Genomic DNA, 19,836 nt, shown 5'->3' with positions numbered 1-19,836 from the left:
GGAGCTTCGGCGACTTGGACTAAGCCCTCGTTCGCCCGGCTCCGATGGACGCCTCGATGCGGGACGGCACGTCAGATCGACGGATTGCTGCCAAACGTTGAGGATTTAGTTTACTCGTCGGGCCGTGCGGATTTCGGCCGAGACGCTTCAATGTCGTAAAGTCGTGCAGGAGACCCGAACGCCTTAGCTCCTGGTGGGATATCCCGATTGACCAGCGAGTTTGCGCCGATCACCGCTCTGTCACCTACCGTGACCCCCATCTGAATGATGGCATTTGGACCGATGTAGACCCCGTGACCGATCCTTGTCGGCGCGTAGTCGACCGGCTCCGCTCCAAGCGAGGTAGAGCGATTCACGGTGTTGTGTGTGTAGATCTGAACACCGGCGGAAATGGAGCACCAATCGCCGATCTCAAGACTCCCACCCGATCCATCCAGAATGCAGCCCGGGCCGATCCAAGTATTTCGTCCAACGGTGACCTCACTCAGAACGAGCACATTATCATACATTGTCGTGCCCTCTCCGAACCCACAAGCCGCAGCGTTGTCATGGCGTTCGGAAAGTAGGTCCGCGATCGACACTCTTCGATTGAACTGTCGCTTCTTGCGAGCTGCAAGAAGTTGAAAAAAGCGCCGGCAGAGCGCCAACCATTCGTCAGCCTGGTCTTCGGTTATTCGATGATCAAACCTTGAGTCCATTGGGCTTCCGCGCTCTCCGCGTGTTACTGGCTCGGGATTCGGCTGCAGGTCGGACAACGGAACCGGGTTTGCATATGCGTCAATCTGCCCAACTATCATCGCGAATTCAAGGTAGGTCGAAGATGAATGGGGTCTCGACCTAACTGCCCGTTCTGACATCTCATGGGAATTGCGAAGTTGCCGGTGTCGCGCCCGGCGTCCTATGAAAGCAATCCCGCTTCCTGCATATCCCAATCGGCCCAGGTTTTCCTAACGCGAGCAGTCTTCCACTCAGGAACGCTTTCTCGTCAATCCCGGACTTCCCAAGGAAATAACTCCACCGCTTCGACGTTAGGGGCCTGCGACAACTTCGCAGCCAAAAACGGCGCGAGCTTCTCGGCGATCCTCTGCCGCTCCAGATGTATTTCGCGACCGATCGCGTCGGAATACAAGCGCAGCATATGGATCGTGTTGCGCGGCACCGTGCATACTACTTGGCCGGGATCTGTTGTTGCAGGCACCAGAAGAGCTTGCCCATCCCAAGTGACCTGGTCGAACAACCAGCGAACCACGTTAAATACCTCAAATTTAATATAAGATATTATATTGCATCCAATTCCCCAGCAAGCTAAATTTAAAAATATTATATTGATCTTTAAAATAAGAGTTAGTTTATTTTATGCTCGAAGGACTCCTTGTCATTATTGGCATGGAAGTGGTTCTACTCGTTTCAATCGCAGCGATGACGTTTCATCACAGGCGAATGGATGTGCTTAGTGGACGCTACTTTGCAAATGATCAAAGCGATCACGTGACGGCTGATTTGGATATCGAACAGCTCGAATGCGAGCAAACGGCACGACAGAAGGACGTGCTGACCGCTCCGCTCGACGAGAGGTCAAAACCGCCTCTGCCCCGCAGCTCCGAACCGACACGTATTCGGAGGTGGGAGTTGTGGCGCTCGTACATTCGCCACCTTAGAGCGGCGTCGGCGGATCGAGCTTGGGGTTCGCGACGCGCGCAATCCATGTCGAAGGCTAACCTCTCGACCGGCACGCTTGGCCAGGGCAGCCAAACGCATGCGGCACTCCCCGAAGGTATTCGAATATATGCAGTGGGCGACGTGCACGGCCGCTCCGATCTTCTGCAGAGGCTGTTGGCCGCAATCGATGCCGATTGCGAACAACGTCCGGTCCCCCGCCCAATTACCGTCTTCGTCGGTGACTATATCGACAGGGGACCCGACTCGCGAAGTGTGCTCGATCTGCTGCTACGATGGCAGCAGTCCCACCAAGCAATCTTCCTTCGCGGAAACCATGAAACATTCTTGCCGCGTTTCCTTACCGATCCACGAAGCTTGGACGAATGGCGACAGTACGGCGGTCTCGAAACCCTGCTGTCTTACGGTCTTAAACCGAGCATCAATCCTGATCGAAACGAACAGACCATGCTGGCGACCGAGTTCGCGGAAACTCTTCCGAGAGAGCATCTCGATTTTCTGCAAGCGCTCGAATTGACGTTTAGCTGTGGCGGCTTTCTCTTCGTCCATGCCGGCGTTCGCCCCGGCGTTCCAATCCACGAGCAGACCGAGGATGATCTGCTCTGGATCCGTGACGATTTTCTCAACTGGGAACAGCCGTTCGAACGCTTCGTAGTGCACGGCCATACACCGGTGAACGAGCCCGATCTGCGGCTGAACCGGATCAATATCGACACGGGAGCCTACGCAACAGGACGGCTCACCTGCGTCGTCATCGAGAACACTGCCGTTACCCGGTTGGTTAGTGACGAGATTCAGTTGGACGGAACGTTCAGCGTTCCTTCAACGCGTGCTGCGCCTGATCCTGCAAGGGCTTGAGCAGATAGGACAGCGCGGTTCTCGACGGCGTCTTGATAAAGACCTCGACCGGCATGCCTGGCACCACCTTGGCCGATCCGAGCTTTGCCAGTTCCTCGGGCTTGAGCAGAACCCGAGCCGTGTAATAGCTCGCGCCGGTCCGCTGTTCCTGTGTGAGGTCTGCTGAGACCACGGCGACTTCCCCATCTATCTCGGGGGTTGTCTTCTGATTGAAGGCCGCAAACCGAAGCGTTGCCGATTGACCAACATAGACCTGATCAATTTCTCGGGGAGCAATCTTGACCTCAACTGCGAGGGCGTCGGCATCCGGCACGATGAGCATGATCTGCTCGCCCGGGGCGATCACGCCTCCGACAGTATGGACCGCAAGCTGATGAACTCGGCCGGACTGGGGTGCTCGAATGTCGATGCGATTGAGCTGGTCCACGGCAGCGATCTTGCGTTCAGCAAGTTCGGACAGCTTTGAGCGGGTTTCTATCAAATCCTTGCCCACCTCGGTTCGCAAATCCTGATCGATTTGAATGATCTGAAGTTCGACCTCGGCAATTTTACCCTTTGCCTGCGCGATCATCCCGGCCAGTTGACTACGCTCGCCCTCCAGACGAGCGCTGTCGCGCTCCAGCGCGTTGAGCCGAGCGATCGGCACGAGATTCTTCTGCCAGAGGCCGCGAACTCCTTCCAGTTCTCCAAGGATGAAATTGACTTCCTTCTGCTTGGCCTCGGCTTGTCCTGTATAGCCCTTGATTTCGTCCTGTAGCTGCGCTCGTCGCTCCTTGAGCTGCGACTTCTGCCCGTTCCGGGCCTGGCCGCGAAGGTCAAATAACGCCCGTTCGGCAGCGATGGCGCGCCCGGCTTCGGAACGGCTGTCTTTCATCCTTTCCAGCAGCGCCTTCGGAAATGCGATCTCGTCGACGCTGTCCCGTTCTGCTTCAAGGCGAGCCTGGCGAGCGAGCAGTTCGTCGAGGTTCTTGGTGACGATCGTCGCGCTAGCCAGCGTCTGAGTTTCATCAAGACGAATTAATATGTCACCCGCACTAACCTTGTCTCCGTCCCGCACCCGCAGTTCGCCGACAATACCGCCGGTGCCGTGCTGAACTTTCTTCACGCTCGAATCGACGACGACGACGCCTTGTCCGATCACCGCGCCTGACAACTGCGAAGTTGCTGCCCAGCCGCCGATTCCAAACGTCACGAAAGTCGTCATGATGATCCCGACAACCATGTATCGCTGAATCGAGTGCAGCGCCGGGGTTACCGCACTGTCCATCTGCCGCCTCCCTGGCTATCCGCCACCACCTTGAGCGGGACGGGTGTCCGTAGCACGGTCCTGAGAACCTCCTCTTTCGGACCAAACGACTGCACTCTTCCATCGCCCACCACCAATACGTGATCGACGGCTTCAAGCGCTTTTGGACGATGGGCAACCACTACGACAATGCCCCCGCGGTTACGCACGTTGACGATTGCCTCGGTTAGCGCTGCCTCCCCCTCTGCATCGAGATTTGAGGTCGGCTCATCAAGCACAACCAGGAAGGGGTTGCCGTAGAAGGCACGCGCAAGCCCGATCCGCTGTCGCTGGCCAGCGGACAAGGACATTCCGCCCTCACCAACCTGGGTACTATAGCCTTCCGGGAATGAAAGGATGAGATCATGCACGCCTGCAATTCGCGCCGCTTCCAGGACGGCGTCCGGGGTGGCTTTTAGATCGAATCGCGCAATATTAACGGCGATGCTGCCCTCGAACAGTTCGATATCCTGCGGCAGATAGCCGATATGTTTACCCAATGCTTCCGAGGACCATTGATCCAGCGCAGCGTTGTCGAGCTTGATCTTGCCACGAAGCCGTGGCCAGACACCAACAAGCGCACGGGCCAACGTCGACTTGCCGGCACCGCTCGGCCCGATGATTCCGACGGCTTCGCCCTTTCGCAGATGGAACGAAACATCATTAAGGATCAGCTTGTCTGAATCCGGCGCCGCGACATAAAGCTGCTCCACCACGAACGTTTCGGTCGGCGCCGGCAGCGCGAGCGGCTCCTTCTCCTTGGGCAGAAGTTCAAGCAGCTGATCCAGCCGTTGTCCGGACTGACGCGCGGCGACGAAACCTTTCCAGTTGGCGATCGCCGTCTCTACCGGGGCAAGTGCCCTCGCCGTCAGGATCGATCCAGCAATGATGATGCCGGCCGTAGATTCCTGATTGATGACAAGGACCGCGCCAACGGCAAGGACTAGCGACTGGAGAAATGAACGAAACACCTTGGACAGCCCACCGAGCCCGCTCGCCACATCGCTCGTTCTCTCGTGTGCGGCAAGGTACTTGGTATTCGTGGCCTGCCAACGTTGCGCAGCCTGCCGCCTCATGCCCATGGCCTGCAGAACTTCGGCGTTTCGTCGCCCCTCCGCAGCAAGCGCACTACGTGAAACTGCCAACTGCGCAGATGCCTTTGCCGGGCCGCGCGTTCGCGTTTCAGTCAATACTGTTATGGAGACCAGCAACAGCCCACCGATCAGGGCGGTCACGCCGATCCAGAAATGAAAAAGGAAGCAGATGCCGAGATAAACGGGCATCCAGGGCAGGTCAAACAGCGCAGTTGGTCCGCCTCCCGAAAGAAAGCTTCGGACCTGATCAAGATCCCGAAGAGGCTGCATGCCGTCACCGTCGCCCCGGGTCTTCAGCGGAAGACGAACCATCGAATCGAAGACTCGCGCCCCCAGCGTTTCGTCGAAGAAGCGACCAATGCGCGCGCTTATTCGATTTCGGACCAGATCCAGGCCACCCTGAAAGACGTAGAGCACTGTGGCAAGGAGCAAGAGCGCTACCAATGTCGGTATGCTCCGTCCGGGTAGCACCCGGTCATAGACCTGGAGCATGAAGAATGAGCCCGTGAGCATCAAAAGATTGCTCAGGCCACTGAACATTGCCAGGCCCCAAAAAATCCGCCGGCAAGACCCCAAGAAGGCCTTCATCTCAGATCGCGGTTCATCGTAGTCCCGCGTCGAGCGCCATCGCGGGAATAGGCGCTGTCGAATGGCTTCGACCAAACGCTCTGCCGATCCAATCAACTCTGAAATGCGCAAGCGCGAGCGCGCACGTTTCGCCAGAATCCCCAAGGCGGCGACAAATACCGCCCAATTCGATACGTCTATCTCGTCTAACTTCTCAGACGGGAGGATTTCCGCCCGCCGTGCGACATCAGTCATGGTACTTGCCCCTTGAACCATGCCCTTATTGAGGTGATATCCCCAAGGCAGATTTATACCAACTCCCTTTTACAAACCTTGCTCAGGCGAAGTGGAAGTCCTGACTACTCAGCGAACTCAGCTTGGTATTCTTCAGTGTGAGTGTATCGCTTCCGCTAGAAATGACGATATCCTGACCAACTTGGCTCGCGTGCGAGAGAACGCTCGCAAAGCTGTCGAACACCGTCTTGCTGAACTGGATCGTGTCCTGCGCGCTTCCACTGGCCGTGAAATCCTTAATGACGTCACGGCCGAAATTTGCGGCAAACGCGAAAGTGTCGGACTGGCCGCCGCCAACCAGGATATCATTACCTGAGGTGCTCTTCAGCGTATTGCTGCCTGTCGAGCCAAGAATCGCGCTGCCTGAAGTACCAACGACCTGACCAGCGCTATCGATCTGCTTGGCAGTATAGGTGTGTAACGTGTCGGACACGGCCGACGATGTCTGGAAGGACCAGGTACCATCGGCCGCCGCCGTAACTTTTCCAATTGACGTGTTGCCATCGTACAGCTTGATCTGACTGTTGGCATCGGCGACGCCTTTGATGGTGACGATGTCGCTCCAGTTCTTGTACATGGTGGTCAAGGCGACGGCCGAAAGGGGTCCTGCCGCACCGGAAGCACCGATCTGGCCGTCACCGTTGAGATCCTGATGGAGGCTCGTCTCGAGCGACTTAAGGGCATAGTTCGTACCCGACACGTGGCCGGTCAGGCCGCTGACATTGGAAACGTAGTTGCCGTTATTGTCGGTGTTCCAGGCCGTGTACAGACCGGTGCCGGCATCCTTCCAGGCCACCTGATAGCCCGTCGCCGTCTTCTCAGCGCCGATCGGCGCCCAGGCGCCAAATTGCCCGTCCACAAAATCCGCACCGCCATACTTCAGCGAGGGGCCCGATCCACCGCTGTCATAGAGGAAATAATGATCACCAGCATGGGTGAGATCAGTTGAGCCTTGCGTCTCGACCGCTGTCGTTACCAGCCCGATCTGCCCGTCACCGTTGAGATCCTGATGGAGGCTCGTCTCGAGCGACTTAAGGGCATAGTTCGTACCCGACACGTGGCCGGTCAAGCCGCTGACATTGGAAACGTAGTTGCCGTTGTTGTCGGTGTTCCAGGCCGTGTACAGACCGGTGCTGGCCTCCTTCCAGGTCACCTGATAGCCCGTCGCCGTCTTCTCCGCACCGATCGGCGCCCAGGCGCCAAATTGCCCGTCCACAAAATCCGCACCGCCATACTTCAGCGAGGGGCCCGATCCACCGCTGTCATAAAGGAAATAATGATCGGCAGCATGGGTAAGAGCAGTTGAGCCTTGCGTCTCGACCGCTGTCGTTACCAGCCCGATCTGCCCATCGCCATTGAGATCCTGATGGAGGCTCGTCTCGAGCGACTTAAGGGCATAGTTCGTACCCGACACGTGGCCGGTCAAGCCGCTGACATTGGAAACGTAGTTGCCGTTGTTGTCGGTGTTCCAGGCCGTGTACAGACCGGTGCTGGCATCCTTCCAGGCCACCTGATAGCCCGTCGCCGTCTTCTCAGCACCGATCGGCGCCCAGGCGCCAAATTGCCCGTCCACAAAATCCGCACCGCCAAACTTTAGCGAGGGACCCGAGCCGCTAGCGCCGTCGAGTCGGTAGTTATCGCCAACCAGAACTAGCTTGATCGACCCGTCTGACTCGATGGTTGTCGTGGTCGACGGTGGCGCCGTTGCACCGATCACGCTGCTGACCGACTGCGAGGCGGCGCTGACATTGCCGGCCGCGTCGGCAGCCTTGACCGTCAGCGCGTGCGTGCCGGTCGACAAGGCGTTCGTCGTGACGCTCCAGGCTCCGGTCGAGTTTGTCGTCCCCGTTCCGACGACCGTGGTGCCGTCGTAGACCGTGACCGTGCTGTTGGCCTCGGCGGTCCCCGACAGCTTGACCTGATTGGTATTGACGATGGCGTTGCTGCTCAGGGCCGGGGCAGTCGGCGCCAGCGTATCCACCGTCACGGTCACCGCACCGGATGCGGCACTGGTCTGGCCGCTCGAGGTGGTCGCGGTCGCGGTCAGCACATGCTTGGCGTTGGTCAGGACCGAGGTGATGTAGTCCCAGCTCCCGGTCGAACTGGCGGTCGTCGTGCCGATCTGGGTCGAGCCATCGTAAATCTTGACGGTGCTGTTGGCGGCCGCGGTGCCCTTGAGCTGGAGGGTATTGTCGCTGGTGATGCCATCGCCGGCCGCTCCGGTGTCGTTCGAGAACGACGCGATGGTCGGGGTCGCCGGCGTGGCCGGGGGTGCCGAGGTGCCGGTGCTGGCCGTGACCACGGCAGACGCCGCGCCGGTGTTGCCTGCCGCATCCGTCGCCCTTGCGGTGAGGCTGTGCGAACCGGCCGCAAGGGCACCGGTGGTGTAGTTCCACACGCCACTGCCGTTGGCCGTCGCGGTCCCGATCTGGGCCGTGCCGTCGAACACCTTCACGACGCTGTTCGCTTCCGCGGTGCCGGTCAGGTTCAGGCCGCCGTTGGCGTTGTTGGTGGGCGTCGCCATCGTCGGGGCCGTGGGCGCCACCGTGTCAATTTTCACGGCAAGCACCGATGACGTCGAACTGGTGCCCGACGTGGTGGTGGCCGTGGCCTTGAGGCTATGATTGCCGTTCGACAACGCAGCGGTCGTGTAGCTCCACGCGCCACTGCTGTTGGTCGTGGTGGTCCCGATCTGGGTCGTACCGTCGAACACCTTCACGGTGCTGTTCGCGGCCGCGCTGCCGGTCAGGGTCAGCGTGCTGTCGTTGGTGATGCCGTCACCGGCCGCGCCGCTGTCGTTCGAAAAGTCGTCGATCGTCGTCGACGTCGGCGAGCTGCCGCCGCCTTCCACCGGCCAAGGGGGCGGGATAAGTTCGCCCGGAACGAGCTCACCATTCACGATGGTCGCGGAGCGTACATTTTCCCAGCGAGTGATGTGTATGTCCGCATTGACTTCCTCAAAGAGAAAGTCGTCAAACATAAATGGTCCCACAAAATACACGTCTTTGAGGGAGACGGTGATATCGTTCGCATCCGCGGCAATACGCAAGCCAAACGGACCACTCTGAAACACCACGTTATCGAAAGTAAATGTCCCACTGTAATCATCTGCAATGAACATTCCAACAGCGGTGTTGTCGGGGTTCACAATTGTCGTATTTGTGATGGTCACATTCCCGGTGCTGCCAGGGGCATAGGCTTGAATTCCATCGGCATGATCGTCTGCTATTCCGGCCGTTTCAATGTACGAATTACTGATGGTGACATCCCCGTCACCCGCAAGGCGTATACCTTCCCTTGAATCAATACGGACGTGGTCGATGGTGAACGAGCCGGCGCCTACGGTTGTTACGGACGGATTGCCGCTGTTGTCGACAATACTTTTATATGAAAGCGTCCCGCCATCTCGGAGCGTGACCGAACTCGAACTCGTAACCCCGCTTAACAACGGGTCGTTCCAGCTGAGAGGGATGCTGTCGTAGGTGGCCATCGTTGTCCCTTGTGTCCCTTTCGCGCCTCATCCACGCGCGCAGTGATTTCGATGAGCGAACGCTATCCCAATCAACATAACGCTATCCCAATCAACATTACCGTCACCGTCGTCGCCCACGTTGCTTGCGACCGGACTAGGTCGCCGTCTTCAAAAGACGTACTCGATCGTCGGAGGCTTTTTTGGGACGACATGACGGCGCACCCAAGGTGATTTCTTCATTATCCTCAAAGTTCGAATTATTGATGTATATCGCTAGCATTCTTTTTCGGTCGTTTTTAAATGTTCGTTATCGTTTATTTTAAACGTGGTATTTAATGCAGCAGTTCGTCGGCTTCGTCTTCAGCTTCAGTTTCGCGGTCAAGTTCGTCGGGGGATTCGTGCACCGCCTCGCGCGCCGGCTTGTCCTCATCAGGCTTATCGAAGGCACACAACTCCACCTTCAAGTGATCCCGGTACTTGCGGCGCTATGCCACCCGGATATTTTGTGAGCAACCGCGCGATGTCAGCAACGGACCAACGTTGCGCGCGGCCTTCTGGCCTCTGCGTTCAGCAACTCGTACAGCACGCGGCCCTCGCCATTGCACCAAGCGCGACCGCAACAGCTCTGGCGGCATGCCTGAAGTTGAAACGTCTGGCGAAGGCCCGTTAAACATGGAAGACACCGCGGCGGTCGTCCCGGGGAAACCCTCGACAAGACGAACCCTCCCTATACCCGCCGCAAAATTGCGCCCTTATGGTAGGATGGCAGGCGAGCGGCGGAAACGACCGCTGCCGGAAGTTTTGCTGACTTAGTTTGTCCCCCAACGCCCTAACCCTAAGTTTACCCGGCAATGCGGCAGGAATCGGCGTGAAGGTGCCTGAATTGCATTGCTCTCTTTCGGCTGGACTATTTTATCTTGCACTGTGCTAAAAATGCAACATTGCCCACTCGCCTTGGCGGGCAGCCCGTGAGAAAGCCCGTAGTCCGGAGCCGCTATGGATTGAGCAGTTGATACAAGCGCTGCTCGGCGCCCATACCGGAACCGAAATCAGCGGCGCTGCCCGCGATAGGTCGCAGGTCCTGCAGTGTGATTCCGAGGCCTCTACGAGCATTGGTGAACAGTCTGTCGTAATAGGCCGCTCCGCCGGGTTTGGTGTGTTGCGCAGTGATGCCGTTTGCTGTGATCGAGCCAGTAGTACCACACACTATGTTCTTCGAATCCGTGCCGGCTCCGACAATTCTGATAAAGGTTCCGTCATGTACCAAGCGGGGGGCATTTATCAGCGTGTTGTTGCGAACGATGTTTTTGGTCGTCGGTCCGCCATCGATCACGATGCCGTTGGCCATCCCGGTACAAACGATGTTCTGCTCGATAACGATGTTGTCGTACAACCCGTCCGCCACGAAGACCCCCTGACATGTGGCCGCTCCCGCCGTGATCGGCAAGTGCACATTCCCGCGCAGGACGCCATTCGTCGAAGACCCCTGACCCTGGATAAAATCACAATGGTCATCGGGTGCAGGGAAATACCGGCCACCCGACACATTGTTCTCGATCAGAAAGTCCGTGAGGCCAGCGAACTTGAACCCATCGGTGCCGATATAGTCAACCTGGTTTTCTGCTACCGTAAGTCGAGTCGTGCTGAAAAGGGCGATGCCGTTGTGAACATCGTGAACGTAATTCTTACGAATTACAATATCTTGGCAATTCAGGACAAACAGACCGTAGTGTCCGCTATAATCGTCGTCCATGAGACCATGCGTCTCGCAATTGAGAAAGTCTATGTGCTGACTGTTCTCAATGTTGGTTACCTTCGAACCCTGTGACCCATTACTGGGGCTGCTGACGCGAACCCCGTCAATGCGCAGCCGACTGGAGTTCAGCACCGACAATGACTGGAACACCGCGCCCTTGGGCTGCTCCGAACGGAGCGTTACATAGCTGCCGAAGTTGCGTCCGGAGATGGTGTAGTGGCCGTAGTCGCCGGACTGGAGCACGATTGTCTCGTCGTCGACCGCGGCCTTCAATGCGGCGGACAACTGTGCCGTTGTCGCCACCACGCGAACCTTGGGTGCTATCGCGCCAGTCACCTCGACTCGACGCTGTAAGCCAGGATCGATCGTACTGGAAAACGTGCCGACACCGGCACGGTCGTTTTGCTGGGCCATCGAGATGGCCGGAGCGAGTGTAGCAACGACAGCACTCGTCAGGCTCTCTAAGAGCTGACGTCGATTCATGGTCACTCCTTCCATGGCACGCAACTTGGGCGGACGCTCGATCAAGCCTACTTCGCGCCGTTGCGTGTCACCTTGGCGCCAAATACCGGGAGGGGCTGCATTTATCATGCGGAGAATATGCCTCGGCAACCACATTATCGTCCCTGACGGGGCCGCCCCTCCTTGAGATTGGCGATTGCATTCGGTATCTTAGAAACATGAGTTTTCAAACTCAAGTCGTGGTCGTGGTGGTCGGCTTCCGTAACGCAGGTGACGTTGCCGATTGCCTACGGGCCCTTGCCAGGGCACGGCGTGAGCCGACATTCGAGGTCTTCATTGCTGAAAACGGTGGCCCTGTGGCCATGGACTCGCTAGTCAAGCTCCTTGTCGCAAACGGTGGGCCCTGCCAGGCCATCTCGGAACCCGAGCTTCCGATCGATTCGCCCCTGATGCTGCGACGCCACCTTTTCCGTTTGGTTAATACCGACGGCTCGCTCGGCAGCCGCGTGTACGTGGCGGAGATGGTTGACAATCTCGGCTATGCCGGGGCCATCAATGCTTGGCTGCGGCCACTGTTACAGATTCCCGGCTGGCAAGGCACTTGGATCCTCAACCCTGATACCGAACCTACACCTTCAGCCCTCGCCGAACTTGTCGCCTACTCCGCGCGCTGTGGCAAGGGGATGGTTGGGAGTTGTACCACGTTAACGACGAATCCGGACTGCGTGCATTCTCGTGGCCTGGCCTGGCGGAAGCTCGCGGCAAAGACTTTGGCGATCGATTATCACGCTCCGATCACGCCTGCGCCTAATCCAGATGATGTTGAGGCTCGCTTGATTGCGCCATCTGGAGCATCCTGTTACGTAACACGCAATCTTATCGAGCAGATAGGCCTGATGGACGAACGCTATTTCCTGTATTTCGAAGATCTGGAATGGGGCTGTCGTGCGAAACATCTGGGCGAGATAGGTTACGCGCACAGTTCGGTGGTGCCTCACAAGGGCGGCACGACGATCGGAACGTCCGGGAGCCGCGCGAAATTGTCAGTTCTTGCTGTCTATCTCGAATTCCGGAACCGTATCCTTTTTGTCAGAGATCGGTATCCAGCATGGCTGCCTTGGACTGTCCTCATGCAGATCGTCCATGCCTGCTCATTCGGTGCTGTAGGCGCGTTTAAAAATATGATGGCCGGCTTTCGAGGCTTACTGGCAGGCATTTCGGGTGAGGTCGGCAGACCGGACCGGATACTCAAGGCCCACAAACGCTGACCAGGTGCCGCGTGAACATGAAGAGGTATGTTAAAATTCTCGTTAGTGGCGCGTACTTCGCTGCCGTGCGGGTCGTGCGCGGCTTAGGACAAGCCTTCGGCCGCAGGACGCCAAATACAATGATAATTCTCTATTATCACAGCGTGCCGTTGAACAAGCGTCCCAACTTTGCTCGTCAAATGGCGATACTGGCGCAATATGCGCAGGTAGTGCCAGCCGATTGGTGCGACAAGACGGATCCTGCACGCTACTCCGTGGCCATAACGTTCGACGATGCGTTCACTAGCGTGATTGATAACGCGCTCCCTGAGCTCGCATTGCACGATTTCCCGTGCACCATCTTCGTACCGTCCGGTGTCCTTGGGCGCAATCCAGACTGGGCCATGGAGGGTAACGTAGACCGTACCGAGGTCGTCATTGACGGTGCATGTTTGAAGCAGTTGCGGGGCCCGCTTGTTGCGATCGGAGCTCACAGCGTCAGCCACCCGCGCTTGACACGTATTGCGCCCGGCCAAGCTCGAGATGAAATTGAAGGGTCGCGCGCCGCGCTCTCCGAGCTCACGGGCGGTTCAGTGACACTGTTCGCCTTTCCGTACGGCGATCATGATGCGAATATTGTTGAGATTTGCCGGCAAGAAGGCTTCAAGCACGTGTTTACCATTGTGCCAGAACCGGTTGAGCCTGGCGCCGGCTCGTTTGTACGTGGACGAGTTTCGGTTGATCCAGATGACGGGGACCTTGAATTCTTTCTTAAGATGTCTGGTGCGTATGCCTGGTTACCTTTGGCCGCGGCCCTCAAGCGGCGCCTAAGTGGTCGCACGATCGACGTCATCGGGCCAGTCCGAGAATGAGCATTTGCATTCGACGCGCGCGGATCGAGGACCGGGCCGCCATTGAACGTTTCATTCGCATTGCCTATCAGGAATTGGCCCCGTTCAAGGGACCGGATCGCTGGTGCTGGCAGTTCGTTGAAAACCCATTCCGTTCCGACGGAAACGACCTTGTACCAGTTTGGATCGCGCTCAATGGCGACGAAATCGTGGGCCAGATCGCCGTTCAGGCGACGGACGCGCAGGTGGCCGGGAAGATTTATTCCGCAGGGTGGATCGTGGATGTCATGATCCTGCCCGCCTATCGTGGTCGCGGGCTCGGTCATTTGCTGCACCAGGCTGTCGTGAACGATTCGCCATTACTCCTCACTTTGACTATGGCGCCGGCGACCCGCCACATGGCCGAGCGCGGCGGAGCGATCACGTTGGGTCCAACACGCCAGTTTTCGCGCTGGACCCGACTTCGCGCGGATGATGTGCAGCGCTACCTAGTTCAGCGCACCGCTCATCGTAGACGCCTGAGGAAGGCTGTCAGGTGGGCTTGCGAAGACTTCGCCTTCCACCGCCTGTTCGCACTGTTGGCAAACCGGTGGCTAAGCTTTCGTGACCGCGGCGTTAGACGCACACTGCCGATCGTCTCCATGGTGGAGGTCAAGAGTTTCGGACCTGAGATCGATAACTTGTGGCAGAGGACGGCGGCCAGCTATCCGGCAATCTGCCCGCGGAACAGCCGGTTTCTGAACTGGCGCTTCGTGAATTGCCCACAGCTGCAATACCACGTCTTTCTCGCCCGTCGCGATGGGGCGGTCGTTGGATATTCCGTGCTGCGCCGTGCAATTTCTGAAGAGCTGCGGCACGGCATAATCGTAGACTTGTTTGCAGATCGCCTCGATCTTGCGGTTTTCAGCGACATGATAGTCCACGCGGTTGAGTACTTCGGACACGAAGTTTCTTCAGTCGAATGCGCAACCTCCCTGCCGGAACTCGAATCGCTCTTGCGCAAAAACGGCTTCTTCAATTCCCGAACGCTGGCCCCGACCGTAGTCACTTCCGACGAGTTGCTGCGTAACAAGATAATTAATCTAAGGAACGATTGGTTTTTTTCCAAGGCCGATCACGACTGGGATCAAATTCACCTCGGTTAATCAGTTATGGCGGGGCTAATTATTGTGCCACCAAACAGCTGTCCAAACATTGTCGCCGTCGCCAATAATCTCACGGCCGACCGGCTTTAGAGGGATCACTATTTTGTCGAGCTGCTCCTGATGCATTTGATAATAGGTTATGAGAAAAGACTTACTTAGACGCGACATAATCTGGATCGCGGCAGGAATATCTTTCATATAATATAGAACTTCGCAGGCAACCAAAAGGTCGTATTGATGCGCGCCACTGGCGACAAGATCGCTGAGGGTTCCTACCGAGAAAGTACTCGTTTCGCAACGTTTGCGAGCCCTTTCAACAGCGCGGGGACTCACATCACAACCGTGAAGCCGATCGCAAACCTTGGCCAAATACTGTGATTGATGACCTTCGCCACAACCAACTTCAAGGAGGCTGGCAACCTTGCCAAATTCGCGCTGGATCAGTCGATTTGTTTGCTCAAAACGGATACGTTCTCGTGGGTTATCGAGATCCCAGGGATCCGCTATCCGGTACAGCATATCGAGCTGCTGATAGCGGTCGCCGTAATGCACGCTGCGCAAAATCGCTCGCGTCCACAAGCGCCTCAATGAAAACGGAATCGGTCGCATTGTTTGATCAATTCATGACGGGCACCTGTAGGTAATCTTACCAAGCTAGGAACTCACGGACAACGGCTTTGAGAATCTCTTGCGAGCCTTGACAAAGCAGATAGTCAGCTGGTGCGGCCGCTGCAGCTTCGCCCGTCATGCTCCCCGTCCGGTTGGTCGGCGCCACTACGTCACGGATGAGCCAGACGTCACGATCCGAACCCTGTATCGGCAGATGACGACTCCCACCAAAGGCCGAGCACGCTTGCTATGGGCGAGCAAGCTGGTGAAGCGAATCGCCCGGCGTCGACATCGATCGGAGTCATCGGCATCCGCGATCGCCCGATCTCGAACCCGACGTAGGGTCGGCGGGCTGGCCTTTGCGGCCAAGGAGATAGTCCGCCTGAGAGTATCTTGCGGTCACGAAACAGTCAGCCGGCGAGCGCCTGCACCCCATGTGAGGGGGCATGAAGCGACGCCGGAACCTCAGCACTTCGTCCGTAATCGGCGCGCTGCAGACGATGAGCAGCTCACCTCCCGCTAAGGACGCGCCACGCTAAGCTCTCGCGCGTTTTCGATAACCGCGAATGGTCAAGAAGCGCCCGAAGTTTGGTTACCAGCCGAAGCGAGAATGATGATCATGGCAGTGGTTCCGAGTCAACGGGATCAGACTTTCACAACTCTAAAACCGCCGCTCACCCCAGCTCAGGACCCTTGGGATGAGGCTGCTCGAGCTTGCCAGCCCTCACCTTCAAGTGTAAGATACAGTTGAAAATATTTAAAGACGCACGAGCAGGCGTCGGCGTTGTCGCCGATGTAATCCATTTTTTTCAGAAGTGTCTGTTGATCAAATTGAGCTCGGCCACAACTATCGAGGGGCGAACCACCCCCTCCACCTGCTCCAGATCGTTGTCTGATTTACCCAACAATCAGAGAGCGCGGCGGATTGCATTCGCCACCATTGGCGACGCGAGCGACGTCAAGTTCTGGTCGGGCACCCCGTTTCACATGTGGAAATCGCTCGCAAACGAGGGCAACGAGGTGGTCCAAATTGGCCCCCTGAGAGCGCCGGCCCTTCCTCTGTACAAGGCCTATTCCAAACTTCGCCGTACATTTCGAATGCGGCACCTATCCCCCTTCTACGCAGGACCCGTAGTTGCACAGTACTCAGCGGACGCGGCACGCAGGATCCGCGCCGCTTCACCCGACATCGTTTTCGCACCAGCCGGATCCATCTTCGCCTGGAACGTGCCCGATGACATCCCCCTTGTCTATGCGTCTGATGCAACCTTTCGACTTGCTGACAACTATCATCCCAACTGCCGAAACCTGTCACGCGCCGCTCGGGAGGCCATGGAACGCGTAGAACGCGACACAATCGCGCGGGCGGATTTGCTTCTCTACCCATCAGAATGGGCTGCCAAATCTGCCATTCAGGACTACGGTGCTGACCCTCAGCGGGTGCATGTTATTTCTTGGGGTGCCAATCTTGAGGATCCGCCGGACCGTGAACCTGTGCTTGGATATCGGAAGCCCGGTCCGTGCCGGCTGCTCCTCATCGGTGTCAACTGGAAGGAGAAGGGCGCTGACATCGCGATCGAGACCCTTTCTGAATTGAAGAACAGGGGTGTAGAGGCAGAACTCGTGATCTGCGGATGCACTCCACCCACGCCTATCGCTCAGGATGGCGTGACGATCATCCCTTACCTCGACAAGAATAATCGTGAACAGCGCAACCGAATGGATCAACTCTATCGCGATGCTGATTTCTTTCTGTTGCCGACCCGGGCAGATTGCTACGGCATCGTGTTCTGCGAAGCAGCGGCCCATGGCGTACCGAGCATTGCGCCAGCCACTGGTGGCGTTCCCTCCGCTATCCGCGACGGGGAAACGGGCATGTTGTTGCCGCTGAATGCGACGACGACGGACTACGCGACGGTCATCTCCGAGACCTTTGCAAATCCGGACCGGCTGGCGCGCTTGAGAAAATCGAGCCGCGACGCGTTCGAGGCCCGGCTGAATTGGCGGACCTGGGGCCAGCGTGTCTCAGATCTGATACAAACTCTATGATTGTACTGAACTACCACGAGCTGGCAGAGGCCTCGCCTCCGAATGCATGGTGCCTGACGCACAAGATGTTTGATCAGCATCTCGCGCTTTGCGAGGATCGCCTGGTCTCGCCGTCGAATTTTCTGAAGCATTGCTCCGATCCGAAAGCCAGCCACACTGGTGCAGTCCTGCTCACCTTCGACGATGGATTTCTTTCGGATTACACCCATGTCTATGCTCGTTACGTGAAGACCGGTCGGATACCGGGTTTCATGTCCTTCATCCCGGTAGATTTTGTGGGGTCGCCGGGGCGTATGAGATGGGAGATGATTGAGGAACTTGGCAGGGGTGGCGTTGCGATTGGCTCACATGGCCTGGCCCACGTCGATTTGACCACCGCATCCGATGGCGAACTTGATCGCGAGCTTACGGTATCGAAGTCGATCCTGGAGGATCGTCTCGGGCAACAAGTTACTCTTTTCGCCTTCCCATACGGGCGCTTTTCCCGACGTGTTTGGGACGCGGCTCTGAGGGCTGGCTACACGCACCTCTTTACGATCCAGCTCGGGTATCATCGCGGATTCGAATCCTTTCTCTATTCCCGCCTTTGTCTAACGAACAACATGGATGCGGAATACATGCGCCAGCACTTGCTTGATCCGGATGCCATGCGGGGCCTTCCCTGGAAGATCAGCACAAAGCTGGGACTCTATCGCCAGTTGATGCGCTGGCGGTATCGGTAGCGCCGTTTAGAGGCACAGATTTCCACAGGACGGCCCATATCCGAAACACTCAATTCAGCTTTCGGCTCTGCGATTTTGGATTTGCTACTCATGCGGGTAGTCATTGTGAAACCCGCGCCCGGGAGATATCAAAGCGGGAGCATTCTGATGGATGGGAGGGTTCTAGGATAATGGCGCATTTGCAGGAGGGACCGCCGGGCTCGGCGGCAATTCGATGGAGCCAACGCATAAATCGAGCCTAGAACTTCTAAGGCCGATGATGGCGGCCGGATGCGATTGCCCCGGTTCGGCGCTAGGGTTAAGAGCGGGTCAATTGGGTGATGAGTAGCGACGTCGAGCTATGTGATTTACAAAGTCTTGCTCGTTGGAGAGGGTGGGTCGTACCTGCACAGGGAGTGCAGCGTTGACCGAGGCGGGCATTCACACAGCGGATGGAGACCGGGTGGCAAGCACAGTAAAAGCTTCTCGTGAGGCTGGTACTCTGCCTTTCGCGGCCGGACGAGTCGCGGCAGCACCGTCAACGCGGATCAAGGTCTCCCCGCTCATCCCTATCTTCGTTTTCTCGTTGGCCCTACCGATCCTGTTCCACCTCGGATCATTGCGCCTGTCGCCCTACCGGCTACTGCTGATAGCCACCTTCATTCCGTGCTTGATAGCGTGGCTATCTCAATCAATGGGGCGCATACGGCTGGCGGACATTTTCATGCTTTTGACGGCCACATGGGGCGCGGTGGTATTTGTGAACCTGCACGGCATTGACGAAGGACTGCAATCAGGAGGGATTTTCGTCATAGAGACTTTTGGAACATTCCTTTTCGCAAGGCGATACGTTCGAGATGTCTTTGCTTTCCAGCGCATGGTGAGGTGCCTGACGCTAATGGTCCTCTTCCTTCTGCCGTTCGCGGCATACGAGAACGTCACCGGCTCGCCAATCTTGATTGAAATGTCCAGTAAGATATTTTCCGTTCACGAATTCGCTCCTAACGAGTCACGCCTCGGGCTTAGTCGAGCTCAGGTTACCTTCGAACATCCCATTCTATTTGGTATCGTTAGTTCAAGCGCATTCGCGTTGAGCTTCTATGCATTCGGCGCTGCTACGCGACGAGGGGGGCGATTAGCCTCAGGTCTTGTGGCAATCACGGCATTTTGCTCCCTCTCGTCAGGCGCCATCCTATCGGTTGTCGTCCAGGCTATGTTGATCGTTTGGGACAAGATCACGGCGAGCGTGGCGAGACGTTGGACAATATTAGCCGCTTTGGTATTAACTGCTTATTTTGCCGTGGCAGCACTATCACAACGTAGCGCTGTGGAGGTGTTTATTTCGTATCTGACGTTCAGCGCTGACAATTCGTACATGCGCATGCACATATGGCACTACGGGACGGCGTCGGTTATGAATCACCCGATCTTTGGGACTGGCTTCAATGAATGGGAGCGTCCATCGTGGATGGGGGGCAGCATCGACAATTTCTGGCTCGTCTGTGCGGTCCGCTACGGTATCCCCGGATTTCTGTTCATGGCCGCCAGTTTTCTTTCGGTTTGCTTTGGTCTCGGGCGGCTAAGGAACGTTTCATTCCAAGTCGCCCAATGCCGAAAGGGTCTCATTATCACGCTTTGTGGACTAGGCATCGCCATGTGCACGGTCCACCTGTGGAATGCTCCTTACGTCTTGTTCATCTTCCTCCTCGGCAGCGGCATGTGGATGTTTGAGCATCGCAACCTTACGACGTAGATGATTGAATCAACAG

15 protein-coding genes are annotated in these 19,836 nt (G+C 57.1%); 8 read left to right on the top strand and 7 right to left on the bottom strand.

Annotated elements, in window-relative coordinates:
* Positions 1-110: 110 nt before the first annotated feature.
* Both V1290_RS29700 and V1290_RS29695 read right to left on the bottom strand, forming a co-directional pair.
* A complete protein-coding gene (locus V1290_RS29700; protein ID WP_334367660.1) occupies positions 111-698 on the bottom strand; it encodes an acyltransferase in 588 nt (195 codons plus the stop codon).
* A gap of 287 nt (positions 699-985) precedes the next feature.
* Positions 986-1,249, bottom strand: a complete 264-nt coding sequence (locus V1290_RS29695; RefSeq protein ID WP_334367659.1) for a hypothetical protein — start codon at positions 1,247-1,249, stop codon at positions 986-988.
* Positions 1,250-1,356: 107 nt separating this feature from the next.
* On the opposite strand from V1290_RS29695, the gene V1290_RS29690 reads away from it, so the two are divergent.
* Entirely contained in the window at positions 1,357-2,535 is a 1,179-nt protein-coding gene (locus V1290_RS29690) for a metallophosphoesterase family protein (RefSeq protein WP_334367658.1), read from the top strand.
* On the opposite strand, the gene V1290_RS29685 is transcribed toward V1290_RS29690, so the two are convergent.
* The 3 genes from V1290_RS29685 to V1290_RS29675 all read right to left on the bottom strand — a co-directional run bounded on the left by V1290_RS29685 (position 2,489) and on the right by V1290_RS29675 (position 9,265).
* Positions 2,489-3,802 carry an HlyD family type I secretion periplasmic adaptor subunit gene (locus V1290_RS29685; protein WP_334367657.1) on the bottom strand — a complete coding sequence of 438 codons (1,314 nt, stop codon included), beginning with the start codon at positions 3,800-3,802 and terminating at the stop codon, positions 2,489-2,491. The two genes, V1290_RS29690 and V1290_RS29685, sit on opposite strands and share 47 nt — an antisense overlap.
* The gene (locus V1290_RS29680; protein ID WP_334369213.1) at positions 3,787-5,502 is read right to left on the bottom strand and encodes a type I secretion system permease/ATPase; all 1,716 of its coding nucleotides are present in this window, start codon (positions 5,500-5,502) and stop codon (positions 3,787-3,789) included. The genes V1290_RS29685 and V1290_RS29680 overlap by 16 nt, the downstream gene beginning before the upstream one ends.
* 316 nt (positions 5,503-5,818) lie before the next feature.
* On the bottom strand, positions 5,819-9,265 hold the full coding sequence (locus V1290_RS29675; RefSeq protein WP_334367656.1) for an Ig-like domain-containing protein: 3,447 nt from the start codon (positions 9,263-9,265) through the stop codon (positions 5,819-5,821).
* Between the two features lie 317 nt (positions 9,266-9,582).
* Between V1290_RS29675 and V1290_RS29670 the strand changes: the two genes are divergently transcribed.
* Positions 9,583-9,756 (top strand): hypothetical protein, encoded by a 174-nt coding sequence (locus V1290_RS29670; protein ID WP_334367655.1) that lies wholly within the window; start codon positions 9,583-9,585, stop codon positions 9,754-9,756.
* Between the two features lie 485 nt (positions 9,757-10,241).
* Here the strand turns inward: V1290_RS29670 and V1290_RS29665 are convergent, their stop codons facing one another.
* The gene (locus V1290_RS29665) at positions 10,242-11,486 is read right to left on the bottom strand and encodes a right-handed parallel beta-helix repeat-containing protein (protein ID WP_334367654.1); all 1,245 of its coding nucleotides are present in this window, start codon (positions 11,484-11,486) and stop codon (positions 10,242-10,244) included.
* 197 nt (positions 11,487-11,683) lie between these two features.
* On the opposite strand from V1290_RS29665, the gene V1290_RS29660 reads away from it, so the two are divergent.
* The 3 genes from V1290_RS29660 to V1290_RS29650 are packed head-to-tail and all read left to right on the top strand — an operon-like array spanning position 11,684 to position 14,708.
* The gene (locus V1290_RS29660) at positions 11,684-12,733 is read left to right on the top strand and encodes a glycosyltransferase family 2 protein (RefSeq protein WP_334367653.1); all 1,050 of its coding nucleotides are present in this window, start codon (positions 11,684-11,686) and stop codon (positions 12,731-12,733) included.
* Between the two features lie 17 nt (positions 12,734-12,750).
* The gene (locus V1290_RS29655) at positions 12,751-13,584 is read left to right on the top strand and encodes a polysaccharide deacetylase family protein (RefSeq protein ID WP_334367652.1); all 834 of its coding nucleotides are present in this window, start codon (positions 12,751-12,753) and stop codon (positions 13,582-13,584) included.
* On the top strand, positions 13,581-14,708 hold the full coding sequence (locus V1290_RS29650) for a GNAT family N-acetyltransferase (RefSeq protein ID WP_334367651.1): 1,128 nt from the start codon (positions 13,581-13,583) through the stop codon (positions 14,706-14,708). The genes V1290_RS29655 and V1290_RS29650 overlap by 4 nt, the downstream gene beginning before the upstream one ends.
* 15 nt (positions 14,709-14,723) lie before the next feature.
* On the opposite strand, the gene V1290_RS29645 is transcribed toward V1290_RS29650, so the two are convergent.
* Positions 14,724-15,317, bottom strand: a complete 594-nt coding sequence (locus V1290_RS29645; RefSeq protein ID WP_334367650.1) for a class I SAM-dependent methyltransferase — start codon at positions 15,315-15,317, stop codon at positions 14,724-14,726.
* A gap of 747 nt (positions 15,318-16,064) precedes the next feature.
* Here V1290_RS29645 and V1290_RS29640 point away from each other — a divergent pair.
* The 3 genes from V1290_RS29640 (at position 16,065) to V1290_RS29630 (ending at position 19,820) form a co-directional block, all read left to right on the top strand.
* Complete coding sequence (locus tag V1290_RS29640) at positions 16,065-17,366, top strand: glycosyltransferase family 4 protein (RefSeq protein WP_334367649.1); 1,302 nt, start codon at positions 16,065-16,067, stop codon at positions 17,364-17,366.
* Positions 17,363-18,088, top strand: coding sequence for a polysaccharide deacetylase family protein (locus tag V1290_RS29635; RefSeq protein ID WP_334367648.1), 726 nt, complete (start codon positions 17,363-17,365; stop codon positions 18,086-18,088). Before V1290_RS29640 ends, V1290_RS29635 begins: the two co-directional genes overlap by 4 nt.
* A 403-nt stretch (positions 18,089-18,491) precedes the next feature.
* Positions 18,492-19,820, top strand: a complete 1,329-nt coding sequence (locus tag V1290_RS29630) for an O-antigen ligase family protein (protein ID WP_334367647.1) — start codon at positions 18,492-18,494, stop codon at positions 19,818-19,820.
* Positions 19,821-19,836: the final 16 nt, after the last annotated feature.

This window comes from Bradyrhizobium sp. AZCC 1578, assembly GCF_036924675.1.
Classification (GTDB): domain Bacteria; phylum Pseudomonadota; class Alphaproteobacteria; order Rhizobiales; family Xanthobacteraceae; genus Bradyrhizobium.
The sequence above is the reverse complement of the archived record's forward strand: the minus strand, read 5'-3'. Positions and strand labels throughout refer to the sequence as shown.

Bases quoted from the DNA above. Each gene is read 5' to 3' on its own strand.
- V1290_RS29700 (WP_334367660.1), bottom strand. From the start codon at position 698: ATGGACTCAAGGTTTGATCATCGAATAACCGAAGACCAGGCTGACGAA.
- V1290_RS29690 (WP_334367658.1), top strand. From the start codon at position 1,357: ATGCTCGAAGGACTCCTTGTCATTATTGGCATGGAAGTGGTTCTACTC.
- V1290_RS29685 (WP_334367657.1), bottom strand. From the start codon at position 3,802: ATGGACAGTGCGGTAACCCCGGCGCTGCACTCGATTCAGCGATACATG.
- V1290_RS29680 (WP_334369213.1), bottom strand. From the start codon at position 5,502: ATGAAGGCCTTCTTGGGGTCTTGCCGGCGGATTTTTTGGGGCCTGGCA.
- V1290_RS29675 (WP_334367656.1), bottom strand. From the start codon at position 9,265: ATGGCCACCTACGACAGCATCCCTCTCAGCTGGAACGACCCGTTGTTA.
- V1290_RS29670 (WP_334367655.1), top strand. From the start codon at position 9,583: ATGCAGCAGTTCGTCGGCTTCGTCTTCAGCTTCAGTTTCGCGGTCAAG.
- V1290_RS29665 (WP_334367654.1), bottom strand. From the start codon at position 11,486: ATGAATCGACGTCAGCTCTTAGAGAGCCTGACGAGTGCTGTCGTTGCT.
- V1290_RS29660 (WP_334367653.1), top strand. From the start codon at position 11,684: ATGAGTTTTCAAACTCAAGTCGTGGTCGTGGTGGTCGGCTTCCGTAAC.
- V1290_RS29655 (WP_334367652.1), top strand. From the start codon at position 12,751: ATGAAGAGGTATGTTAAAATTCTCGTTAGTGGCGCGTACTTCGCTGCC.
- V1290_RS29650 (WP_334367651.1), top strand. From the start codon at position 13,581: ATGAGCATTTGCATTCGACGCGCGCGGATCGAGGACCGGGCCGCCATT.
- V1290_RS29645 (WP_334367650.1), bottom strand. From the start codon at position 15,317: ATGCGACCGATTCCGTTTTCATTGAGGCGCTTGTGGACGCGAGCGATT.
- V1290_RS29635 (WP_334367648.1), top strand. From the start codon at position 17,363: ATGATTGTACTGAACTACCACGAGCTGGCAGAGGCCTCGCCTCCGAAT.